General features: G+C 34.4%; 20 protein-coding genes and 2 pseudogenes. 11 read left to right on the top strand and 11 right to left on the bottom strand.

The features are described from left to right. Window positions 1-594 precede the first annotated feature (594 nt). Together ACEPXD_RS06180 and ACEPXD_RS06175 are read left to right on the top strand one after the other, a co-directional pair. Window positions 595-1,164, top strand: coding sequence for a YdeI/OmpD-associated family protein (locus tag ACEPXD_RS06180; RefSeq protein WP_391121090.1), 570 nt, complete (start codon window positions 595-597; stop codon window positions 1,162-1,164). Between the two features lie 20 nt (window positions 1,165-1,184). Then, window positions 1,185-1,677: pseudogene (locus ACEPXD_RS06175) on the top strand (helix-turn-helix transcriptional regulator); the annotation flags it as partial. A 222-nt stretch (window positions 1,678-1,899) separates the two neighbouring features. Here the strand turns inward: ACEPXD_RS06175 and ACEPXD_RS06170 are convergent. The 3 genes and pseudogenes from ACEPXD_RS06170 to ACEPXD_RS06160 form a co-directional block, all read right to left on the bottom strand. Beyond that, complete coding sequence (locus ACEPXD_RS06170) at window positions 1,900-3,273, bottom strand: sensor histidine kinase (RefSeq protein ID WP_391121087.1); 1,374 nt, start codon at window positions 3,271-3,273, stop codon at window positions 1,900-1,902. Continuing rightward, window positions 3,270-3,395 (bottom strand): annotated as a pseudogene (locus ACEPXD_RS06165) (helix-turn-helix domain-containing protein); the annotation flags it as partial. The gene ACEPXD_RS06170 and the pseudogene ACEPXD_RS06165, both read right to left, overlap by 4 nt. 12 nt (window positions 3,396-3,407) lie before the next feature. Continuing rightward, the gene (locus tag ACEPXD_RS06160) at window positions 3,408-3,941 is read right to left on the bottom strand and encodes a response regulator transcription factor (protein WP_391121084.1); all 534 of its coding nucleotides are present in this window, start codon (window positions 3,939-3,941) and stop codon (window positions 3,408-3,410) included. Window positions 3,942-4,398: 457 nt separating this feature from the next. Here ACEPXD_RS06160 and ACEPXD_RS06155 point away from each other — a divergent pair, with 457 nt between their 5' ends. Together ACEPXD_RS06155 and ACEPXD_RS06150 are read left to right on the top strand one after the other, a co-directional pair. Next, window positions 4,399-5,520: an ABC transporter permease gene (locus ACEPXD_RS06155; protein WP_391121081.1), complete on the top strand. Its 1,122-nt coding sequence runs from the start codon at window positions 4,399-4,401 to the stop codon at window positions 5,518-5,520. After that, window positions 5,521-6,198 carry an ABC transporter ATP-binding protein gene (locus ACEPXD_RS06150; protein ID WP_391121078.1) on the top strand — a complete coding sequence of 226 codons (678 nt, stop codon included), beginning with the start codon at window positions 5,521-5,523 and terminating at the stop codon, window positions 6,196-6,198. Between the two features lie 307 nt (window positions 6,199-6,505). Here the strand turns inward: ACEPXD_RS06150 and ACEPXD_RS06145 are convergent, their stop codons facing one another. The 5 genes from ACEPXD_RS06145 to ACEPXD_RS06125 form a co-directional block, all read right to left on the bottom strand. Then, window positions 6,506-6,778 carry an IS66 family transposase gene (locus ACEPXD_RS06145; RefSeq protein WP_391121075.1) on the bottom strand — a complete coding sequence of 91 codons (273 nt, stop codon included), beginning with the start codon at window positions 6,776-6,778 and terminating at the stop codon, window positions 6,506-6,508. Window positions 6,779-6,910: 132 nt separating this feature from the next. Then, window positions 6,911-7,291 (bottom strand): alpha/beta fold hydrolase, encoded by a 381-nt coding sequence (locus ACEPXD_RS06140; protein ID WP_391121072.1) that lies wholly within the window; start codon window positions 7,289-7,291, stop codon window positions 6,911-6,913. Window positions 7,292-7,425: 134 nt separating this feature from the next. Beyond that, on the bottom strand, window positions 7,426-7,758 hold the full coding sequence (locus ACEPXD_RS06135; protein ID WP_391121070.1) for an alpha/beta fold hydrolase: 333 nt from the start codon (window positions 7,756-7,758) through the stop codon (window positions 7,426-7,428). Window positions 7,759-7,769: 11 nt separating this feature from the next. Then, a complete protein-coding gene (locus tag ACEPXD_RS06130) occupies window positions 7,770-8,723 on the bottom strand; it encodes an MBL fold metallo-hydrolase (protein WP_391121067.1) in 954 nt (317 codons plus the stop codon). 845 nt (window positions 8,724-9,568) lie between these two features. Further along, window positions 9,569-10,171, bottom strand: coding sequence for a TetR/AcrR family transcriptional regulator (locus ACEPXD_RS06125; protein WP_391121063.1), 603 nt, complete (start codon window positions 10,169-10,171; stop codon window positions 9,569-9,571). A gap of 194 nt (window positions 10,172-10,365) precedes the next feature. Here ACEPXD_RS06125 and ACEPXD_RS06120 point away from each other — a divergent pair, with 194 nt between their 5' ends. The 6 genes from ACEPXD_RS06120 (at window position 10,366) to ACEPXD_RS06095 (ending at window position 15,956) form a co-directional block, all read left to right on the top strand. Continuing rightward, the gene (locus tag ACEPXD_RS06120) at window positions 10,366-11,103 is read left to right on the top strand and encodes an SDR family NAD(P)-dependent oxidoreductase (protein ID WP_391121060.1); all 738 of its coding nucleotides are present in this window, start codon (window positions 10,366-10,368) and stop codon (window positions 11,101-11,103) included. A 706-nt stretch (window positions 11,104-11,809) separates the two neighbouring features. Beyond that, window positions 11,810-12,847, top strand: a complete 1,038-nt coding sequence (locus ACEPXD_RS06115; protein ID WP_391121057.1) for an ArsR/SmtB family transcription factor — start codon at window positions 11,810-11,812, stop codon at window positions 12,845-12,847. A gap of 127 nt (window positions 12,848-12,974) precedes the next feature. After that, on the top strand, window positions 12,975-13,949 hold the full coding sequence (locus tag ACEPXD_RS06110) for an ABC transporter ATP-binding protein (RefSeq protein ID WP_391121054.1): 975 nt from the start codon (window positions 12,975-12,977) through the stop codon (window positions 13,947-13,949). A gap of 1 nt (window position 13,950) precedes the next feature. Continuing rightward, entirely contained in the window at window positions 13,951-14,736 is a 786-nt protein-coding gene (locus tag ACEPXD_RS06105; protein ID WP_391121051.1) for an ABC transporter permease, read from the top strand. Continuing rightward, entirely contained in the window at window positions 14,737-15,528 is a 792-nt protein-coding gene (locus tag ACEPXD_RS06100; RefSeq protein ID WP_391121048.1) for an ABC transporter permease, read from the top strand. A 35-nt stretch (window positions 15,529-15,563) separates the two neighbouring features. Beyond that, the gene (locus ACEPXD_RS06095) at window positions 15,564-15,956 is read left to right on the top strand and encodes a hypothetical protein (RefSeq protein ID WP_391121045.1); all 393 of its coding nucleotides are present in this window, start codon (window positions 15,564-15,566) and stop codon (window positions 15,954-15,956) included. Between the two features lie 175 nt (window positions 15,957-16,131). On the opposite strand, the gene ACEPXD_RS06090 is transcribed toward ACEPXD_RS06095, so the two are convergent. After that, window positions 16,132-16,302 carry a hypothetical protein gene (locus ACEPXD_RS06090; protein WP_391121043.1) on the bottom strand — a complete coding sequence of 57 codons (171 nt, stop codon included), beginning with the start codon at window positions 16,300-16,302 and terminating at the stop codon, window positions 16,132-16,134. 281 nt (window positions 16,303-16,583) lie between these two features. On the opposite strand from ACEPXD_RS06090, the gene ACEPXD_RS06085 reads away from it, so the two are divergent. Further along, complete coding sequence (locus ACEPXD_RS06085) at window positions 16,584-17,588, top strand: LysM peptidoglycan-binding domain-containing protein (protein ID WP_391121040.1); 1,005 nt, start codon at window positions 16,584-16,586, stop codon at window positions 17,586-17,588. 82 nt (window positions 17,589-17,670) lie between these two features. Here the strand turns inward: ACEPXD_RS06085 and ACEPXD_RS06080 are convergent, their stop codons facing one another. Both ACEPXD_RS06080 and ACEPXD_RS06075 read right to left on the bottom strand, forming a co-directional pair. Continuing rightward, a complete protein-coding gene (locus ACEPXD_RS06080; protein ID WP_391121037.1) occupies window positions 17,671-19,224 on the bottom strand; it encodes a glycoside hydrolase family 10 protein in 1,554 nt (517 codons plus the stop codon). A gap of 812 nt (window positions 19,225-20,036) precedes the next feature. Then, window positions 20,037-21,770: a methyl-accepting chemotaxis protein gene (locus tag ACEPXD_RS06075; protein WP_391121034.1), complete on the bottom strand. Its 1,734-nt coding sequence runs from the start codon at window positions 21,768-21,770 to the stop codon at window positions 20,037-20,039. Window positions 21,771-21,952 lie beyond the last annotated feature (182 nt).

Here is a 21,952-nt window from a genome sequence, read left to right as displayed (position 1 = left end):
TTGCACTAGAAAAACCTAATTTATAAGTTAAAAATTTCTCAATCGAATCAATATTTAATAGGACAATTAGCTTTAAAATCCGATCAAGGTAAATATTCACTCCAATCAACGAGAATAGAACGTTATATTCAAGAACAATAACTGAAATAGGTAATTATGACATTGACTCAAATATAATAACAAGGCCTGAGTCCTCAGTATTCAAAACGAGACTGTTCCTAAAAGTCAATTCATTATGCCATTAGGAACAGCCTCATCTCTTCTCTATCTAGTATAAGAACCTCACTTACTTGTGGTACGGTTCACCGTAACATAAGTAAGTGCGGTTTTAATCTGATGAACGTTTGTTAATAATTCTCTGGTTCTTCATCCTTTCTCCTTCTTTTATACTGAGATAAATTTAGAATAAAGGAACAAGCCAATGGAAAAACACCTATTCATTAAAGAGCTCACGCTAAATACAGTCTTTCTAACAAATCTATTTTACGACAATAGATTAAAAAGTACACTAGTTATTGTAAAATTAAATATCTCTAAATTAATTGAGAAATTATACTAAGAGCAACTATTCACTTTAGAAAGGATGCATTCAAAATGGAAATTAACAGTTTAATTCGCGTTAAGACAAGGCATGAATTAAGAGAGTGGCTTAAGGAAAATTCAAATACAGAACGATTTTGTTTCGTAATAGTAAGCATGAATGCCCAATCAGAAAATATCCAGTATATAGATACTGTTGAAGAAGCATTATGTTTCGGTTGGATTGATGGTATAAAGAAAAAGCTATCAGATACTGAACTAGCTCAAAGGCTTTCTCCAAGAAATAAAAAAAGTAATTGGACAGAATTAAATAAAGAACGAGTACGAAGATTGATGAAATTAGGTTTGATGAAAGAAGAAGGACTGAGAATTCTCCCTGATATGCTCCCTGAATCTTTTACTATAGATAAAGATATTGAAACACGTTTGAAAGTAGATGATCAATTGTATCAGAACTTTATTAATTTCCCTGAACTATACAGGAGGATTAGAATTGATACAATACAGAGTTATCGAAATGAACCCGATCTTTATAATAAAAGGTTGGATAAGTTTATTAAAAATACAAGGGAAAATAAAATGTACGGCCATTGGAATGACAATGGTCGCCTAATCAATTATTGATGAAGGGAAAGGAAATCGAAGTGAAATTAGAACGTTTGATATCCATCATATTCCAAACTCTTATATAACTAAATTTTGTCAGCTTCTCGTTTAGCTGATGAATTTCAAGTATCAACGCGAACAATTTATAAAGACATAGATGCTATTTGTACGGCTGGAATACCCGTCGTTTCTTACCAGGATACTAACGTAGGTTTTGGTATAATCCAAGGATACAAATTTGATAAAAGCTTAATGGGTTCTTATGATATATTGAATTTAATCACAGTATTAAGTAGTTTATCGAGTATTTTTGAAGATAAAGAAGTCGAACATACGATAGAAAGATTAAAAATGCTGGACGAGAACGTTAATAATGGATATTTATTAGTTGATTTAGAAAGCCATAGAACAGAGCCAAACTCATTAAATGATCTACGAAAAGCTATACATGAAAAATGGGTAATTCACTTTGATTATGTAAGTAATAAAAATGAATTTACATCACGTGAATTAGAACCTATTCACCTTCATAATGCGGTCAATTACTTCCCTTTAAGAAACCTAGACATTTTATTGGTTCAAGTCCATCTCCAAATGAATCTTCTGACAAGGCCCATTTTAAAGTGAAATTGTGCCCGAAGTTATCTTTATAAGCGCTTTGATGTTCCATTCATAATTTGAAGCACTGAATAGTTTTATTCAATTAAAAACCCACAACAAGTAGCACTTACATCTACCAATTATGGGCTTCAATTATCTATCCACCAACCGCACAGTTACAATCGTACCTTTACCTAATTCACTTTCAATGACAAATTCCCCTTTATGACGCCCGACAATTTCTGTCACAATCGCAAGTCCTAAGCCACTACTTTGACTAGAGCGTGATGCATCCACTCGGTAAAAACGTTCCTTTACTCTTTCTAGTGCGTCCTTAGGAATTCCGATGCCATAATCACGTATCGACACGACAATCGCATCTTCCTCGCGTGTGCAGATCACGACAATTTTGCTCTTTACTTCACTATAGCGAATCGCATTAGTCAACAAATTATCCCAAACTTGTTCCATTAAATGCTGGTCCGCATAAATTTCAATCGGCTCTACTTTATAAATAAGCTCCATATGCTTATCGTCTAGCTTCCAACGCTTTGCAAATAAGAGCGCCCTAAGCTGCTGATCCAGTGAAAATGTTTTCTTCTCAATCGGCAAATTCTTTTGATCCAGTGAACTCAGCAACAGTAATTGCTTCGTCAACGCTGACAGTCTCTTTGTTTCCTGCTCAATAATCTCTAAATATTGTACGCGTTCTTCTTCTGTATTTTCCGCATCTTTTAATACATTTGCATAGCCTTGAATATTAAGGAGTGGTGACTGGAAATCATGGGACACATTATTGATAAAGTCCTTTTTTAATTGATCATTTTCCGCTAAACGTTGCGCCATTTTTTGAAATTGACTAGCTAGCTGACCAAGTTCATCATTCCGATTAATTTTTAAGTCAATATCATAGTTTTCTTGTGCAATTTGCTCTGTTGCAAGTTGTAATTTCTTTAACGGTTGTACAAGCTGACGCGCTAGGAAAATCATCGCAACGAAAATAATAATGGCACTGATTAATAAAAAACCAACAATTAAATAATGCATTTCAGTAAACGATGATGCATTATCCATACGAATAAACATTGCAAAATTTTTATTTTCAAGACTAAAAGGCACACCGACTGTATTTTGCACATCATTTGCATAGTGGTTCATTATTGAGAATTTTTGCTTATAATCTCTAATTCCATGATAAATAGTAGTTGATCCACTAAGCGCTAGCATTTTTTCGTTCAGATTCATTTCAGAGAATTTTGTTCCATAAAACATTGACTGCATGTTTTCGTCGACTACAACTATCTGATAACCTAACTTAGCGACAGATTGAAAATATTCATCCATGCGTTTGAGAGGCATTATTTCCACAATGTTGGTTACCTCTTGCGCAATTTCTACGTTCTTTTCATCAGTATCTACTCGAACTTGGTTGTTGTATAGTTGGCCAAGGAAAAACATTGATATGGAAAGACTTGCACCGATGACAATCAACGTAACAATAATATATTGTTTGTATAATGTTTTCATTTGATTCCCTCAATTTTATAACCGATTCCACGAACTGTTTGAATTTTCACGTAGGCATCGACTTCCTCTAAACGTGTGCGTAGACGCTTTATATGGGTTGTTAATGTAAAATCATCTCCGTCATAATCATAGCCCTATACTTGTTCCATTAATTGGTCACGTGTGAATACGATATCTGGTTTGCTACACAAAATACTTAACAGTTCAAATTCTTTCAATGGTAAAAGGAGTACTTGTTCACGTACCTTTACCTCAAAGGTGAGTCGGTTAACGATCATATTCCCAAGTGTGGTATGACTTCGTTCTAGTTTCTGGAATCTTCGTAAAATGGCTCGCACACGAAACAGTAATTCTTTAGGCTCAAATGGCTTTATCATATAATCATCTGCTCCTGCTAAAAATCCCTTTTCTTTGTCTTCAAGCGTTGTTTTTGCTGTCAGCATTAATACAGGAATTTCCTGATTCGTTAAGCGTTTCGTCAATGAAACCCCGTCCATCTTGGGCATCATGACATCGACAATTGCTAAATCTAGCATGTCTTCATTTATAAGTTCAAGCGCTTCTAGACCGTCGCTTGCAAATACAGCTTCATACCCGTCCTTTTTCAAATGAATACCAATTAATTTTTGGATAAATGGATCATCATCCACAACTAAAATGCGCATCATTTCACATCCTTTCTGTTAAAGATGAGGCATTGAATCATTGTTCAAGTGGCAGTAACTTGTAGATTTCTTGGTATATGTTTAGAGCTCAATTATCAGCGTTAAGTCCATTTCACTTTGTAAAATATTTCAACATAACGAAAAGGTAATGAAAAGCTTTCTACGGGGCTTACTCAAAACAACACTCTAATCGCCTTATTTGTATCTGTCAACTTAAAGGGGAAAATCTTGAATAGTTTCTATAGAGTTCATATTCATCATCTATACTTCGAAAAGAGAAGTATAGCAAGAACATATTTATCCAAACTCGAAAAGCTATATTCATTTTTTGCTTGTATAGATTTAGTTATTTGAAGATAGTTTTTAGAGATGGGATAACTTGTTTTCTTATTATCAATTTCTCTAGTAATTGGAAACATTGAGGAATCTATTTACATTTATAGACTAGGAGGAAGTTAGAATGTTTTTACCGATAAAAGAAATGAAACATTCAAAAACACGTTTTGCAATGATTGGCGCTATTATTATGCTAATCGCATGGCTTGTTTTTATTTTATCGGGCTTAGGTAATGGATTATCAACATTAGCTGCTGCAACGATGAAAAATATTGATGGAGATCTTTTTATTTATGAAGAGGGCTCTGAAGCAGCAATTATGAAAACAAAAGTGTCTGGAACAATAGCAGACGATGTAGAAGGTAAGTTTGGTGTTAAGCAAGCTGCAAAATTTGGACAATCTACAATTATCATTCAAAATGAAGCTACTTCAGGCGAAAAAGTAAAAAATGATGTTACCTTTATCGGTGTTGAGCCAGGCAAATTTATTGAGCCAAAGGTTGTAGAAGGGCAGCAATTAGATCAAAATGATCCATTTAGTGTACTAATCGACGAATCATTACACAAAAAAGGGTATGAAATTGGCGATACCATTGTCGTAACAAGTTCAGATATAAAATTAAAAATTGTAGGCTTTACAACAGGAGAAACATTTAACCATTTATCTACAGTATTTGTGAATATTGCAACTTGGCAATCTTATGCCTTTGCAGCACCTGGATCAGATAATGGTCTAGAAAACCCTCTAACGATGATTGCTTTACAAGGAAAATCGATTGAAGCGGATCAAATCGCTAAAAACTATAATTTGATTGAAACCTTTACGAAATCAGAAGCCGTTATGGGGATGCCTGGCTATAAAGAAGAAAGCGCAACGATTTATATGATGCTTGCATTTTTATTCGCCATCTCTGCGGTTATTATTGCGGTCTTTTTCTATGTATTCATTTTACAAAAAACACAGCAATTCGGTGTCATGAAAGCAATTGGTGCTTCAAATCGCTTTATTAAAAATTCAATTATCTCACAAGTATTTGTGTTATCGTTCATGAGTATTATCGCTGGTATCGCATTGACCTATTTGACGGCTTTAGTCTTCCCAGAAGGAATGCCATTTAACTTAGACTTTAAAATGGTACTTATATATGGCGTTATTTTATTAATTGTATCTGTATTGGGTTCCATTATTTCAGCTCGTCAAGTAACGAAAATCGATCCATTAACAGCGATTGGGAGAGTGGAATAAATGACAGGTTTAGTATTAAACAACGTAACAAAATCATTTAAAGAAGGCGATTCAACAGTTGACGCATTAAAAAATGTTTCGTTAACAGTTGCACCTGGTGATTTTATCGCCATTATCGGCCCTTCTGGTTCTGGGAAAAGTACATTATTGTCAATCGCTGGTGCCCTTCTTCAGCCTACTAAAGGGGAAGTATTAGTCAACGGCAGAAACATTGGTAACATGAAAGAAAAAGAACTTTCATCATTCCGCCTAACAGATATCGGGTTCATCTTACAAACATCGAACTTGATTCCGTATTTAAACGTGCTAGACCAGTTGCTACTTGTTTGTAAAATGAAAGGCAAAGTAACAGCAAAAGAAAAAGCATTTGCTAAAGAGCTATTAAACGACTTAGGCTTAAGCGCAAAATTATCAAAGTTCCCGAACCAATTATCCGGTGGTGAACGCCAACGTGTCGCAATTGCCCGCGCGTTCGTCAACAACTCAAACACTATCCTAGCCGATGAACCGACAGCGAGCTTAGACTCTAACCGCGCATTTGAAGTGGTCAAACAAATTCGCAAAGAGGTAAAAGAACGTAACAAGGCAGCCGTTATGGTAACTCATGACGAGCGTATGCTAGAGTTTTGTGACAAAGTGTACCGCATGGAAGACGGCGTGTTAACACTAGAAGGTTAATACAAGTAAAAAAATAGCTTATGGAATCTCTAATGGTTTGGTAGTAAATCCATAAATAAAGAATTTCATTAAGCAGCTAATTGGCTGGCTTGAGTTAGGTATTTATTGGACTTGATCCAGCCGATTTTGTTTAATAGGTGTGCAGTTATGAGAATTGTTGCCCGAAATATAAAAAATAGCGTATCTCTGCGGTGCGCACGACGAATAGTCAGCTTTCTGATGACATTTTCAGAAAAGCTGGCTATTTTGCATATTTAGCTTGGATTTTATCAGACAAAGGTAAGTAATCATGTAACAGTTCAGATTGCTAATGTATTGGGAAAGATGGTAGATCAGTCAGTAGCTTGACCAAGTATTGATAGAAATCGACGTCATGTGCTTTTGTTGTTTCAGCTAAACTTAGGCAAAAAGCGTTTGCTTTAGCACCTGCTTCTCTCACAGAGAATAGCCAATTCTTGCGACCAACCACGCTAGGACGAATCGCATTATCTGCTGGATTGTTAGCCCTTTCTAAATGGCCATTCTCTAAGAATGCTATTAAACCAGCAGCTCGGCTTATCGTATATCCGGCAAAAACCACACTTACTTATGATACGGTTCGGCGTAACACATTCTAAAAATGAATAAAATCACTAAACTTTTTATTATAATAGATTATCTTGAAATTTTAATTGAAGTTTTGCGAACAATTATTATTTACAACTCATTTTCTTTATTTAATTTCTATCCATTTCTTAATTTCATTTGCTGTTCGTTCTGGTTCATCCAACTGCAGCATATGCCCCGCACCTTCCATTACTACCACAGTAACATCGTCCATCTTGTCTTTTAGTTGTGATATACCGATTACTCTTGCTTCATCCAAATTCTCAGGTTTAGAAGGATGAATAAGAAGTACCGGTACCCTAATGAAAGGATAGGTTTCTGAAAATGGTTCCACAAAGAAAGCTCTAATAATGGACAACACGGTGAATTTGGAAACCACAAGGTCAAATCTATCGTCCTTCTTTTTGAAAATCGAAGATACATAGCGTTCTTTGTTAAGATCCCATCTATTCGTATATGTTTTGTATTCCTGAACAATGCTGTCCAATCATTAAACACAGATTGATCCATATAATCATTCCACCCTTTAAACACATAGTCAATTGTCATTTCTTTCTGGTTTTGTGGAAAGGTAAAGCCCCCGTCCAATAAAATAATACCTAAAACGGTTGCCGGATAATGTCATGTATAATGGAGCGCCAAATCAGCGCCCCATGAATGTCCCATCACATAGAATGGTCTGGACACAACATGCTGAATCATTCGTTGATACCACATGGCTAATTTGGAGAATAGATAATCACTTTCGTTATTAAACGAGGACGTTTCCCCGTGACCTGGACTGTCAAATATTATAAGATGAAAATCATTTTCCAAAAGGACTGTTATTTCGGTAAAACTATAGTAACCATTACCTGCAAGTCCGTGAAAACATACAATGGTATGATTGTTTTTATCGCCATATTCGTAATAATTCACTGTGCTTCCATCCATTATCGTCTTGTAACTTTGCAAAAAGCTCCCTCCTATTCATGCTTTCCTGCATAGAAGTTATATACAGTTGTAAGGTTACGAGTGATTCCATTTACACCTTTCCAGTTTGCATATTCACTAGGCATCATAAACTCTGAGATGAAATCACTCATTGATATATTATTTTGTTGCGCATCCATTACCTTTTTAATTAAAAATGATAAATAATTTATTAATATCTCACCAAACGCTAATGTCCCTACTTCCCCATGTCCCGGGACAACTGTTTTCATATCCAATTGTTTTACGTTTTCTAGAATAGTCAAAAATTCTTTTGGGTTATAAATTGGCAAATGAAGGTCTTCTGTAATGATATCCCCCATGAATGCTATCTTGTCATCGGGTAAATACAAAAAAGTATCACTTGGTGAGTGCCCTCCCCCTAAGCAGTGGAGCTCTACAGTTCGTTTCGAACCTTGGATAACCAAATGTTTTTCAAAGATAACGGAAGGCAATACTGTTTTCAAATGAGGTAGATCCTCTAACACTTTGGACATTTCTTCATATTGATTTAATAGACTGATCTTTATAATATTATCTTCCGTTTTTTCTATCTGATTGCTTAAAATATGTAGATATTGCTTCGTTTCCTCTATTTCCTTCTGCACATCATGAATCGTATTTTGTTCTCTAAACCATTTATTAGTTAAAGAAGTAGAAATAATCGTTGCATCTTCAAATACTTGATTGCCAAACACATGGTCTCCATGATAATGGCTATTTATAAGATATTTCACCTTTTTTCCGATAATCATTTCTGCTTGTTTCCTTAACTCTTTGGCAGCTGAAGGTGTACTAAATGAATCAAATACTAGCAGTTCATCTCCCAAGTCGACAACCCCTGCATTACTCCATGCTCCTTGACCAGGTTTTGCTATTGCTGCATGCACTCCTTCTGCAAGCCTATGTAAAGTGAAATATTCTGTCTCTATCTTCACATTAAACACTCATTATGCCTCCTATCTATTAACCTATCTAACCTAGATATTCGCCATTGTTAAAGAAATTTCCTTTCATCTTAAAGACAAGTTGCCTAAGGTAAGGATAATGAAAGTTAGAACCTGTCCTACTCTTTTAAAAACGGAGGATGATGCAATTTCGTCCACTTAGCACTTCTTTATCAATGAATACTATCTATGTTTCTCTAGTATAACCGTCTATCATAGTGAGTGTTCACTGAGCCACGCACAACTCAGACACTATTCTGAATTGCGTCTAAATTGTTCGTGACACAGGGATATTAAAAATCCTGCATAAGTGAATGCGAATAGAATTCCAAAAACGAAACCTTTTTAAGGAAGACCATGTATATCCCCATTTAAAACATTTGAAGCAAAAAAGACCCCTATTAGAATCAAAAATATGGATAATATGGTCATAGGAGCAGGTTTTATTTTGCTGAAAATCCATTCGAAAATGATCCCTATTCATACAAATTGAAACATTAAAATGGCTAATGAAGTGGGCAAATATTGCATCGAAATATAATTAAAAATACTTGTTAACCCAATAAAACAACCGGTAATCATTATTTGAGGAACTTTCTTCTTATTAAGTCTCTTGAAACTAGAGCGTTTCAATATCTTTGATACGGTTCAAGTAGAAGAATTGATTGTAAAAATGGTAGGTCAAGCAGAATGTATGGAGTTGGCCGAGAGAATAAAGATATTATATTTACAAGCAAAAAAGAAGAAGTTCATCTTTTTTCGCTCATCATTGGTGATCTGCTTTTTAGCCTGAGGAAGCCCTGATAAATTTCTTCTATATAAGATTAATTGATGAGTTAGATAAGTTATTTTTTAATATACTCCAGTGAATAAATATGCGTTTTTGTTAGATCAGTCACTTCTTGGATAAATTCATTTTGAGTTTCTTTGAAATCATTTGTAATCCACTTCAGTAGTAGACCGTAAAAGCCATAGGCTGTATAACGTTTAAAATAATCCATGTTGACTGGGATGTTGTTGATCGTTTCAAATATAAAGAATTCCTGATAAATTTTTAAGATGGTTTGAGGGAATCTTGTTAGTAATCCTGGTAGAGTGTCTTCGTATTTAATCAGCTCAAAAAAATTTCTGTGTACATATATGTAAGTAACGATATTAAAGGATGATGCATTTAGCTTTGCTGTATATACTTTATGCCCAGCTACATATGGTTTTCCTACTGAATCTTCTAACCCTTGAAGCATAGAATCGAGTAAATCTTTCGCAAGTTCTATTTTATCTTGGTAATGAACATAAAAGGTACTACGATTATAAGCGGCATAGTTTACAATGTCTTTTACAGAAACAGAATGGTAACCCTTTTCCTTTATGAGTTCGATTAGCGCTAGCTTTAAATGTTCTTTTGTACGGTTTTGCCGTTGAGATGTCACACTTTGTTGATCATTCATCAAAAAAACCTCCTGAAAACAGACAATTTAGTTTTAAGTGTCTACTAGTTAGACATTTAATAATACCTTAATGATTGTTAAATGTGAACAAAATAGTACAATTATCTTGTGAACAAAATAGCACAAATATTATATGTTCATTTTGAGGAAAATGTAATTGTGCTATAGACTTTATTATACTGGAGGAATTTATTATGGGAAAATTACAAGATAAAGTGGCCGTGATTACTGGTGGAGCATCTGGTATCGGTGCAGCAACAGCTCGTTTATTCGTATCAGAAGGAGCCAAAGTGGTTCTTGTTGATTTAAATGAAGAAAAAGGAAAAGCTTTTGAAGAAGAATTGAAAATACTTAATGCGGAAGCTTTATTTGTAAAAGCAAATATTACTAGTGAAGAAGATGTAGCTGATATCTTTAAACAAGCGGTTGAAACTTTTGGTAAAGTGGATATTGTGTTCAATAATGCAGGTATCGGGCGTGTTCATTCTTCACACGATTTAGAGTACGCTGAGTGGCGGAATACAGTAAATGTCGATTTAGATGGTGTATTCTTAGTAGCGCGGGAAGCAATCCGTGAAATGTTAAAAACAGGTGGCGGTACAATCGTGAATACTGCATCTATGTACGGTTGGGTTGGTTCACCTGGTTCAGCGGCTTATAACGCAGCAAAAGGCGGCGTGATTAATTTAACACGTTCACTTGCACTTGAATATGCAGAGCAAAATATCCGTGTTAATTCATTATGCCCAGGTTTCATCGATACACCAATTATTCCAGAAGAAAGTAAACAAGTATTAGCTTCGATGACACCGATGAAACGTCTTGGCCAAGCAGAAGAAATGGCAAAAGCCGTACTATTTATGGCAAGTGACGATTCCTCATTTATGACTGGGAATAGTTTAACTGTTGATGGTGGCTATACAGCTCAATAATTGTATAAGTAAGAGAATCATATCTCGGTTTAACTTGCCCATTACCTTAATCGGTGATGGGCTTTTCGTGTAGGGGCCCTCATTTAGATATATTACGGTGAACCGTATCATAAGATAGTGGTGTTCCCTGTGTCAGGCACAACGGGTGATTCCATTTACACCTTTCCAGTTTGCATATTCAATAGGCATGACACCCGGATCAAGAACAATTCAATATTGCATACGAATTTGATATCTTTCACTTGATCTTTTCAACGATTTTGGGCTCCATAATCTTTTTAATTCCCCTAAAAAGTATCCATAAAAAGAATGTATATAGCGCACTTTGAAATATGCTTACAATCAGGGCAAATAAAAGTAATCCAAAGTCTTCTAATTCATTGAATTGATATAGTTGAAATTTCCAATCAAAAAAAATATTGTTTATAAAAATCAAGAGTAAAACGAATGGAAAGACAATCCGAAAAAATTTAGTATATTCTTTTGGCAGAATTAATCTCATCTCTTCACCCTCTTTCGTATCTATAAATCTTCTGTAAAAAGAGAAGATTTATATGTGCTGTATCTTCGTATCTATTTACTATCCCATCTAACTATAGATATACGCCAGTGTTAAAGGAATTCCCTTTCATCTTAATTCTTTCTTTTATAAGATAACTATCTTATAATTCTTATGAACACTAGTGATTGATTGTGGAGGGATTTTATGGCTTCGGAAATAGATGAACAAGGTAAGAATGGTAAGGAAATAGTGGAGCACTTTTTTTCTCCAGTAGTTGAAGGGATAGCTTTTCTTTCTTCGTTAATAGAATCGAGTCAGCATGATTTTGCAAAGGTAGATCATGCTTTATTAATAAAAGAGTTATCGAAAGAATCCCAGGAATTTATTGGGCAATGGCATGCGAAGACTGAATGGGATTTCTTACAATTATTAAATCTTCTTCTACCTTGTCCTTATTTTTATGATATTGATTTGTTCCAGGAAAAGGTATCTAATTTAAGTAATGGAGAATACTTATATCATTTTTTAGATGAGGCTATTCCGGTGCCACAGATAGAAGAACTATTGGGAAAACCTTCACTACTACATACCATTGATGAACATATTCTGTGGAACTCTGAACAAAAGCGTCATTTTATTTTTGACTTTATTTCAAACGTAGCATATTATCGTGCACAGATTTCCAAATTGCTATTTGAAGTTACTCATTCAAAGGTTTTCGGACAAGAAATAAATAAAAGAAAAGAATTGCTAGATAAAGCAATCGTTGATTTAAAATCCATTGCGTTAGAACCACTGGCTTTAGCACAGTACGTTATGGGGAAAACATTTAAACGAACTAGTCTTTATAAAATGTATTATTTTATTCCTACGTATTATTTTACACCTCATCGAATGCGCATTTTTAATTCAGATATTTGTATCGTCATATATGGATGTGCTGCTCCATTATCCGATAATAGAGAGACTAGTTTGGATTTGTCTTTACAATTGAAGGCTCTTTCTGATCATAATCGACTCCTAATATTACGGATGCTTTCAGGCAACAAGGAGTATGGTGCGAAGCTCGCTGAATATTTAGGAATAACTACAGCTACTGTCTCACACCATTTGGAGATATTAAAAAAGGCAGGCTTTGTTAAACAGGAGAAAGTTGGTACGATTAAATACTTTTCAAGTAATCAGGAACATACTCAATCTACTTTTAATGAAATCCAAAAATTTATATTTCCCGGCAAATAGTCCAGTCTGATTTAATCAGATTGGGCTTTTTTGTATTATGTCTATCAAAAAATGCGATTGACAATTGAAACTAATATAATATAATCATCTAATAAGGTATATATCTAATATTAAAGGGGTGCATTGTATGAGCAATTGTATAATCGAAGTTTCGGATGTAAAAAGAAGCTACAAAACAGAAGTTGGTTTAATTCATAAAAAGAAAAAAGAAGTAGAAGCTTTAAAAGGAATTTCATTCTCGGTTAATAAAGGAGAAATTTTCGGATTGCTTGGGCCAAATGGAGCTGGCAAAACTACTATGATTAAAATCTTAACGACGATGCTAATACCAACATCAGGAAAAGTTTCTGTCATGGGTCTTGATCCGGTAACAGAGCATATGCAGCTCCGACCACATATCAATTTTATACTTGGTGGAGAACGTAACTTATATTGGAGATTATCTGCTTATGATAATTTAGCTTATTTCTCAGATTTATATAAAGTACCTCAGCATGAACAAAAGCAAAGAATTAATGATTTGCTAGAATTGGTTGGTTTACAGGATGTCGCTAATCAAAAAGTCGAGACATTTTCAAAAGGGATGAAACAGCGACTGCAAATTGCAAGGGGACTTGTTAATAAACCTGAAATTTTGTTTCTCGATGAGCCTTCTATAGGACTTGATCCAGTAAGTGCAAGAAAACTTAGAGAAATTTTACGACAACTAAATGATAGTGGAACAACGATTCTTCTAACTACACACTATATGTATGAAGCGGATGAGCTTTGTGACCGTATTGCTTTTATCGATAAAGGGCAGCTTATTGCAATAGATACTCCTCAAAATCTTAAAAAGAGAACGGATCAAATATCTATTATTGAGTGCAAAATTATTGGAGTCGAGGTCAGGAAATTAGATGCATTAGCAGCACTCCCAAGTATTCAACATGTCCAAGTAGAGCACAGAGACTATTTCATGAACATTCGATTACATACTAATGAACCACAGTCGGTTATTCCATTTATTTATGAACTGATGAAAGATGAAGAAATTATAGATTTATCCATTACGAAACCTTCTCTTGAGGATGTATATGTAAGCATCATAGGAGGAAAATGACATGAATCCAACTATAAGAGCATTATTTCATACAATAAAGGTTCATATGAGACTATCTATTGCACGGCCTATGTTTCAGTTTATTATTTGGATATCTCCCCTCTTTCTTGCGACAATTTCGTTTTTTATTTATGGCTCGGAGTCTCCAGAGAAGATTTTTCAATATGTTGTACTCGGATCTGGATTCATGGCACTTTGGTCTTCCATTGTCTATTCTTCTGCAAGCGATGTAAACAGAGAACGTTACTATGGGACTTTGGAAATTATTTTTGTGTCCCCTATTTCCTTCTCCATCATTTTAGTTGGAAAAATTATTGGCAATACACTTTGGGGATTACTTTCGATGATTATTTCTTTTATTTATTTAGTCTTCATATTTAGAGTTGAAGTTTCTATCGTCCATCCTTTATTTTTTATAGGTTCTCTTATTTTTGTTTTATTCGCTTTATCTGTTTTTTCTTTTTTCCTGTCATTAGCATTTACATTGTCTCGACAAGCGGAAGCGCTTATGAACTTCATTGAGTATCCTATTTATTTAATTTGCGGTTTTATGTTTCCTGTTGCGATTTTGCCAATATGGGTAAAACCAATTTCTTATATTCTCCCTCCGACATGGGCAATCGAGTTGCTTCGTAAGGTAACAATGGAAAATGCAACGATTTCAATAATCGGAAAACCATTCATTGTTTTGCTGTTTCTAACAATAATTTACGTGGTACTAGCCGTTTTTTGTTATAAAGCAGTAGAAAAGAAAGCAAGAATTATCGGGAAGTTAGGGGTGTATTAAATGATAGAATCTTTACAGCGATTTGGTCGTCACAGTTTATTATCGTATAAAGCATTATTTGGTTGGTTAGACCCAAAAGTATATTTGCTTGTAATGGTGTTAAACCCACTCAGTCAGCTTTTATTTTTTTCCGTTCTAGTAAACTATGTATACAAAGGTGAAGGGCTTTCTGGTTATATTGGTTCCAACGCACTTCTTCTTTGTGTCATGAATTCCGTTTTTGGCATTATGTCCGTTATTACTTCGGATAGAGGGATGGGTACACTGCAACTTGTTATGACGTCCCCTGTAAATAAAGCAGGTCTATTCTTATCTAGATCTATAGCACATGTTTTGAATGGGTTAATTACTTCTGGATTGGGGCTATTATTTGGAATCATTATTTTCCGAGTTTCGATTCCTTTTGAAGCTCTTTTACCTTTGTCATTCGTATGGGCCGTGTCTATTTTTTCTGCATGTGGACTTGGGTTAATTGTTGGTTGCTTCTGTCTTTGGACACCGTCGATGCATTTGTTGTCTAATTTACTCGCAAGTATTTTATTATTATTGAGTGGTGCTAACTATCCGCATTCGATTATGCCCGAATGGTTAGGCAGTTTTTCGCAATTCATTCCATTGACAAGAGGAGTTCAATTAACGAAGGCAATCCTCAATGAAGGAGATTATTCACTTGTATTGCCTCTTTTGGGAGAGGAACTTTTGTTAGGGTGCTGTTTCTTTGTGATTAGCTTTGTTTTTATTAAGCATGCAGAGTACTTATCAAGAGTGAAGGGAACGATGGATTTAAACTAGAAGTAAAAAAAATTATATAATTTGGAGGGTGGATAGTGAAAAGAACCATTCTACTTTTTTCCTTTCTTGTATTACTGGGGGCCTGTAGTAATAGTAAAGAAGGCATCAACTTAGTACAAATCTTAAATGTTTTTGAAGAAAATGATATTAAGTTAGAAGAAGTGAAGGTAACTGGGATTAAATGTTTCGGGAATAAATTAAATAAAGTTAAACCTACAATCTATTCTCTAAATGATGATCAGCTTTACATTTATATTTTTGATACTTCGGAAAAACAAGAAGAAAGATGGAAAGATTTTTATAATTCGACGATATCATCAAATTTAGTGAGTTATAAAAGATATGAAAATGAGAATGTATTAATTTTCTATATGTATGGTAATGGAGAACCGACTATAGATATAGATAAGTTGCTCCACGTCTTATAACGAAAGGAACAGTGCTCTGAAGTATTCATTATTAATTCGTTTAAATTCTCTTTCTCTATGTCTGACATGCATGCAATCACACAAACTCTCGAAATCAAATCGATGCTCAAAACGATGCAACTCTAGTGAGAGAAAAAAGGTGAGCATTTAAAACACTCACCTTTCATGTTCGGGTTTAATCCCTTTTTTTAGGTTTATTTTTGTTAATTTCTTTCGTCACCTTGTTTTTAGATATAGCACTAAATTCTTCAGCAAATTCTTCGTCAGGATTATTTGTAGGATTTTTATACAGTTCGAAACTATTATGCGTTCTAACATTAGTTATCTTATTGTTATTTTTGCTCATGGGTATTCACCTCCTAGAGTCTAATTTGCTCTATATAGAGGGTTTTATTCTTTCTGAGTCAGTGTATTAACTCATTGGAACTCGGTTACTAATTGCGGTTGTACTAGTAAATCATTTCCATATACATATATCAGGCTATTCAATAAACTTAAAAATGGTACAGATAATTTTATTTTGTTATATTTTTGACATAATTTTGTTATACGTTTGATACTAATTTGTTATATCACAATGATATTATATAACCTGCATGTAATAGGAATTAAGGAGAATATAATATTATGAATAAATGGTCTTCAAAGCTAGCAGCGGTAACAGTAGGAACAACTGTCTTATTAACATCTGTTGGACAAGCTTCAGCAGCTACATATACAGTAAAATCAGGAGATTCATTATCTAAAATTGGTAGTCAGTATGGTGTTTCATCTAATACATTAATGGAATGGAATAATTTATCTTCAACTCTAATACATATTGGACAGAAACTTGTAGTTAAAGGTTCAACTACTTTAATAACAAATTCAACATCGAATCCATCTGATTCAAGTAATACATCTACATATACAGTAAAATCAGGCGATTCATTATCTAAAATTGGTAGTCAGTATGGTGTTTCATCTAATTCATTAATGGAATGGAATAATTTATCTTCAACTCTCATACATATTGGACAGAAACTTGTAGTTAAAGGTTCTAAGACTTCAACAACAAATTCTGCATCGAATTCATCTAATTCAAGTAATACATCTACATATACAGTAAAATCAGGAGATTCATTATCTAAAATTGGTAGTCAATTTGGCATTTCGTCTAAAACAATAATGGAATTAAATAACTTGTCTTCTACAGCAATCTCTGTTGGGCAAAAATTAATTGTTAGTGGCTCGACAACATCGACATCAACTCCAACTTCAACTAGTTCATCAGTTGGTAATAATATTGTTTCAGTTGCAAAACAGTATTTAGGCGCAAAATATGTTTTCGATGGAGCATCACCAAGTGGCTTTGACTGCTCAGGATTTATTACTTATGTTTATAATAAAGCAGGTATTTCAACTTCTCGTTTATCAGCAGCAGGCTTCTACAATGCATCAACACCAATATCTAAACCAAAAATTGGAGACTTGGTATTCTTTAGCAATACATATAAATCTGGGATTTCTCATATCGGTATATATATTGGCGATAATAAAATGATTGCTGCAAGTGGTTATTTCGTACAAATTAGTGATATTGACGGAGCATATTGGGAAAATCACTTCACAGGTTTTGGGCGTTTAAGCTGATTACTTTAAGGTGTTAGTATTTTAATTAAGGTGCCAGGAATTAAAACTATTCGAAATAGTGTTGGTTCCTGGCACCATTCATTCATTCACTTACAACATATGCATCCATACTTTCAACACCAGATGCTGATACTGAAGTAATTCCATATGTATATTGTTTATTTGGGTTTGCTGTCTTATCTAAAAATACCGTATTCCCTTTTGAATTATATACAATATCTACTATGTTTAGAGGATTTTGATACTCTTCTACGTCGTTTCCTTCAAAGCGATAAATCACGTATTTTCTTGGTTGTTCATTATTTTGATCATTAATGACTAACTTCATACCAGCTTCATCCTTGCTACTTTGAACAGATGTTGGCGCTAACGGTTGTTCAGCGTTGTTCCATGAAGTTGCTGGAGTTAAAGCGGTATAATTATAAAGTTGTTGTTTAAGGATTGTTGCATAACCAAGTGAATTTTTTTGAATGCTTTTTAATGAAAAGTGCATTTGACCCATCGCAATTTGGTTTGCTCTGTTAGCGATTACTTGATTTGGTAACTCCATTTTATTTTGCCATGCTTTATCGGAGTCAAGGCCGACTTTATAATCAGCGACACCAATATAGAGATTAACGGGATGCACGTTGGCATACGTTTGTACTTCATTACTCCACCAGTCTAATAGAGTGGAATATTTAGCTACAGATAATGTTTTAGACCAGTAGATTTGTGGCGTAATATAATCGATGCTACCGTCTTTCATCCATTGTCTTGTGTCTGCATATAAGTCATCATAATTAGATACGCTAGCCCGGGTGTTGCTTCCAGTAGGGTCCACTGATTGATTACGCCACACCCCAAATGGTGAAATTCCAAATTGGACATCTGGTTTAGTCTTTTTAATAGATGAATATATTTTTTTGACAAGTTGATTTACATTATTTCGGCGCCAATCGTCCACTTTTTTGAACGACTTGCCATATTTTTTGAATGTTGCTTGATCAGGAAAAACTTCATTTTTTATTTTATAAGGATAAAAGTAATCATCCATATGAACGGCATCAATATCATAATTAGCTACTAATTCTTTCACTGTAGAAATTAAATAATTTTGCACTTCAGGAAGACCAGGGTTTAAATAGTATTGCTTCCCATATTTAACTACCCAGCTAGGATTTGTGCGAGCTACATTAGTAGGCGCAAGACTTGCTAATGATTGGCCCGGCATGGTTACTCGATAAGGGTTGATCCATGCATGAAGCTCCATTCCGCGATTGTGTGCTTCATTAAGCATGATTAATAAAGGATCATAACCTGGGCTCTTTCCTTGTTTTCCCCCAGTTATATAGGATGACCAAGGTGCCAACTTGGAGGGATATAACGCATCATTTGTTGGTTTTACTTGATAAATGACTGCATTGAATTTATTGGCTTTCAATTGATCTAATGTTTGACGTACCCAAGCTGTATATTGAGTTACATTCATTCCAGATTTCATATCAACATTTTGAACGGTTGCAATCCAAGCTGCACGCATCTCATTTTTAGGAGTTGTCACGCTTTCTCCTTTAACTGGTAAAGGCATTATTGAAATAAGTAAAATGAATGCCAAAGCTACTGATAATGTAGAATTAAAGATGTTTTTTTTCATGATAGATAACTTCCTTTTCTTTGTAATCCCCTTCCAGAACTAATACGAGCCCCCTTATTTGGCATATTTGTATGGCTTGGGTATCCACTCCGACCAATTATATCATGTATTGGTACCAACTCCCTGAAAAAAATCCCCTATATAACGGCAACTCAAGTTAGCTGTTTTATTTAGTTAGTGTTCCCTGCGTCACGCACAACTTCGACACTATTCTAAATTGTTCCTAACACAGCGATATTAAGTTAGTTAAGGTAATAAAAAGATACAATCCAGCAAAAGGTGACGAGAGTGTACGCGTCACTCCCATAGTGAATGGCGCCAAGTTCTAACACAATTCAGATTTCAATTAAAACTTGGTGCCTTTCATCCTGTCATGTGCCTGCCGTATTAGAAATGCCTTATCAGCCTCCTCTTTTTGGATCAAGATAAGTTATTTATGTCTCGACTCGGTGGATAAATATGCCTTACAGGTGATGTAATTAGAGATTATTCTTTTGATCAGTCATTAAAGAGTAGATATTGATTTGTTTATGGTGAAATTTGTGAACACACAAAAAAAAGAGTAGAATGCTAAGATTTATTTCAGCACTCTGCTCTTATTTGACTAAGTATTAGATTTATTATCATAATGAAACTATAAAAGTGAATACTTATTAACTAGACGCCTCACTTACTTATGATACAGTGCAAAGTGAGGTATCTAAACGAGAGTTTCTCAAATGTCCTATCTCATTTTACTAGTCAACTGAACATTTTTTTCTCTTTTCTATCCACAAAAATGGGTTCAAAGTCTTGTCTTATTAAAACGAACTTCAGATTTGAAATTTAGAAACGGAAACCTGAAGATCAGTAGCCAATTTACTTAATGAAATGGCAGAAGCTGTTATTTCTTCCATTGCTGCGTTTTGTTCCTCGGCTGATGCTGCAACGTGTTGAGTATTACCAGCTGATTGTTTAGAGATTACTGCAATTTCAGAGAACGTACTAACCATCTCTTCTGTCCCAACATTCACTTCTTCCACAATGGAAGAAACTTCTTGAGTTTGGGCAGTTATTTCATTTATCATTTGAACAATTTCTTTAAATGATTGACCCGTTTCTGTCACTTTCTTAATGCCTTCGTTTACAGATTCAGTTCCCTCATTCATTGATTGTATAACATGATTAATTTCATTTTGTATTTGTTGAATCAGCTCTTGAATCGATTTTGTTGCTTCTCCTGATTGTTCGGCTAATTTGCGAACTTCATCCGCTACCACTGCAAAACCTCGTCCATGCTCTCCTGCTCTAGCTGCTTCAATCGCTGCGTTTAAAGCAAGTAAATTCGTTTGAGCGGAAATCTGAGAAATTAAATCCACAATACTCCCGATTTCATTTGATCTTTTTCCAAGCTCGTTTACAATTTGGGATGTTCTCGTTACCTGCTGATGCACAGTATTCATTTGTTCTACTGTCTCAAGAACCACTAAATTTCCTGATTCAGCTTTTTGATTGGTATTTACACTTAGATCCTTAACTGTTTCAATAGATCCTGCCACCTGCTCCATGCCTTTTGAAATATCAGTTACTACATGATTTGCTTGTTCTGTATGATTTACTTGGCTTTCAGATCCATTAGCCACTTCTTGAATGGCATCCGTAATTTGTTCTGTTGCTTTAGAAGTTTCTTCAGTACTTGCTAACAACTCTTCTGATGAAGCTGCTACCATTTCAGAAGTTGCACTAACCTGTCGTATTAAATCGGCTAAGTTAACATTCATCTGATTAAATGATTTTGCTAAATCGCCCAATTCATCTTTATTTTTAATATTGACTGGGTCTACTGTTAAGTTTCCATTAGCGACTTGTTCTACATTTTTAGTTATTTTTTCTAACGGTTTTGTGATCATTCTTGACACAATATATGCGATCGATAATCCAGCCAATATAGCTATAATCAGTAAAAGAATACTTTGTGCTCTTCCACTTGTATACATTTGATCGCCTTCTTGACTTGCTAACACACTATTATCCTTATTAATCTTCACTAACTTATCTAAGTCATCTTGCATACCATTAGAGATATCCTTTGATTGTTTAATAATTTCAATTAGCTGTTTTCCGTTAGCTGAACCAGCGCCCTCGATAATATCCATGTTTCTACCTATAGCAATGAATAATTGATGCAAGGTTTCATATTCCTTCCATTTAATTTGCAGTTCATTAAATTGGTTACGATCCTCATCAAGGAATATCGTTTTTTCATAAACACCTAATGTTTCATTTATCTTTTGAATATTATCATTCATTTCCTCTTCAAATTTATGCATTTGCTGAGCATCTGGTTCAAGTGTCAGTCGATATTCTAATGCAATAAGGTGTTCTGTTCGATAGTTAATATCGTCAATTGCGTTTATTGCAGGCAACCATTTTTCCGCAATTTCTGTTGATTTTGCATTAATATTCTTCATTTTAGTAATAGACAGCCACCCTAAAGAACCCATCAAAATTAAGATCAAAATAAAGCCAAGATATAATTTCTTTCCAACTGAGAATTTAAATTTCATATTTAGTATGCACCTTCCTAATAGTTTTTTATGTATATCAATAATTGGAATAAGAAGACTATTTAGATTAGCCGCACCTATTAAGAAACCAATGTCTTTTATCCCTGTATTCTCCAATTCGTGAATTGATTAGTGGCTAAATTTTTAATAAATGGATTTATCACGATTTCTTGTTTACTTTA

It is taken from the genome of Psychrobacillus sp. L3 (genome assembly GCF_042945595.1).
Classification (GTDB): domain Bacteria; phylum Bacillota; class Bacilli; order Bacillales_A; family Planococcaceae; genus Psychrobacillus.
This window is presented reverse-complemented; position numbering and strand designations above follow the sequence as displayed.

Bases quoted from the DNA above. Each gene is read 5' to 3' on its own strand.
- ACEPXD_RS06180 (WP_391121090.1), top strand. From the start codon at position 595: ATGGAAATTAACAGTTTAATTCGCGTTAAGACAAGGCATGAATTAAGA.
- ACEPXD_RS06170 (WP_391121087.1), bottom strand. From the start codon at position 3,273: ATGAAAACATTATACAAACAATATATTATTGTTACGTTGATTGTCATC.
- ACEPXD_RS06160 (WP_391121084.1), bottom strand. From the start codon at position 3,941: ATGATGCGCATTTTAGTTGTGGATGATGATCCATTTATCCAAAAATTA.
- ACEPXD_RS06155 (WP_391121081.1), top strand. From the start codon at position 4,399: ATGTTTTTACCGATAAAAGAAATGAAACATTCAAAAACACGTTTTGCA.
- ACEPXD_RS06150 (WP_391121078.1), top strand. From the start codon at position 5,521: ATGACAGGTTTAGTATTAAACAACGTAACAAAATCATTTAAAGAAGGC.
- ACEPXD_RS06125 (WP_391121063.1), bottom strand. From the start codon at position 10,171: ATGAATGATCAACAAAGTGTGACATCTCAACGGCAAAACCGTACAAAA.
- ACEPXD_RS06120 (WP_391121060.1), top strand. From the start codon at position 10,366: ATGGGAAAATTACAAGATAAAGTGGCCGTGATTACTGGTGGAGCATCT.
- ACEPXD_RS06115 (WP_391121057.1), top strand. From the start codon at position 11,810: ATGGCTTCGGAAATAGATGAACAAGGTAAGAATGGTAAGGAAATAGTG.
- ACEPXD_RS06110 (WP_391121054.1), top strand. From the start codon at position 12,975: ATGAGCAATTGTATAATCGAAGTTTCGGATGTAAAAAGAAGCTACAAA.
- ACEPXD_RS06105 (WP_391121051.1), top strand. From the start codon at position 13,951: ATGAATCCAACTATAAGAGCATTATTTCATACAATAAAGGTTCATATG.
- ACEPXD_RS06100 (WP_391121048.1), top strand. From the start codon at position 14,737: ATGATAGAATCTTTACAGCGATTTGGTCGTCACAGTTTATTATCGTAT.
- ACEPXD_RS06090 (WP_391121043.1), bottom strand. From the start codon at position 16,302: ATGAGCAAAAATAACAATAAGATAACTAATGTTAGAACGCATAATAGT.
- ACEPXD_RS06085 (WP_391121040.1), top strand. From the start codon at position 16,584: ATGAATAAATGGTCTTCAAAGCTAGCAGCGGTAACAGTAGGAACAACT.
- ACEPXD_RS06080 (WP_391121037.1), bottom strand. From the start codon at position 19,224: ATGAAAAAAAACATCTTTAATTCTACATTATCAGTAGCTTTGGCATTC.
- ACEPXD_RS06075 (WP_391121034.1), bottom strand. From the start codon at position 21,770: ATGAAATTTAAATTCTCAGTTGGAAAGAAATTATATCTTGGCTTTATT.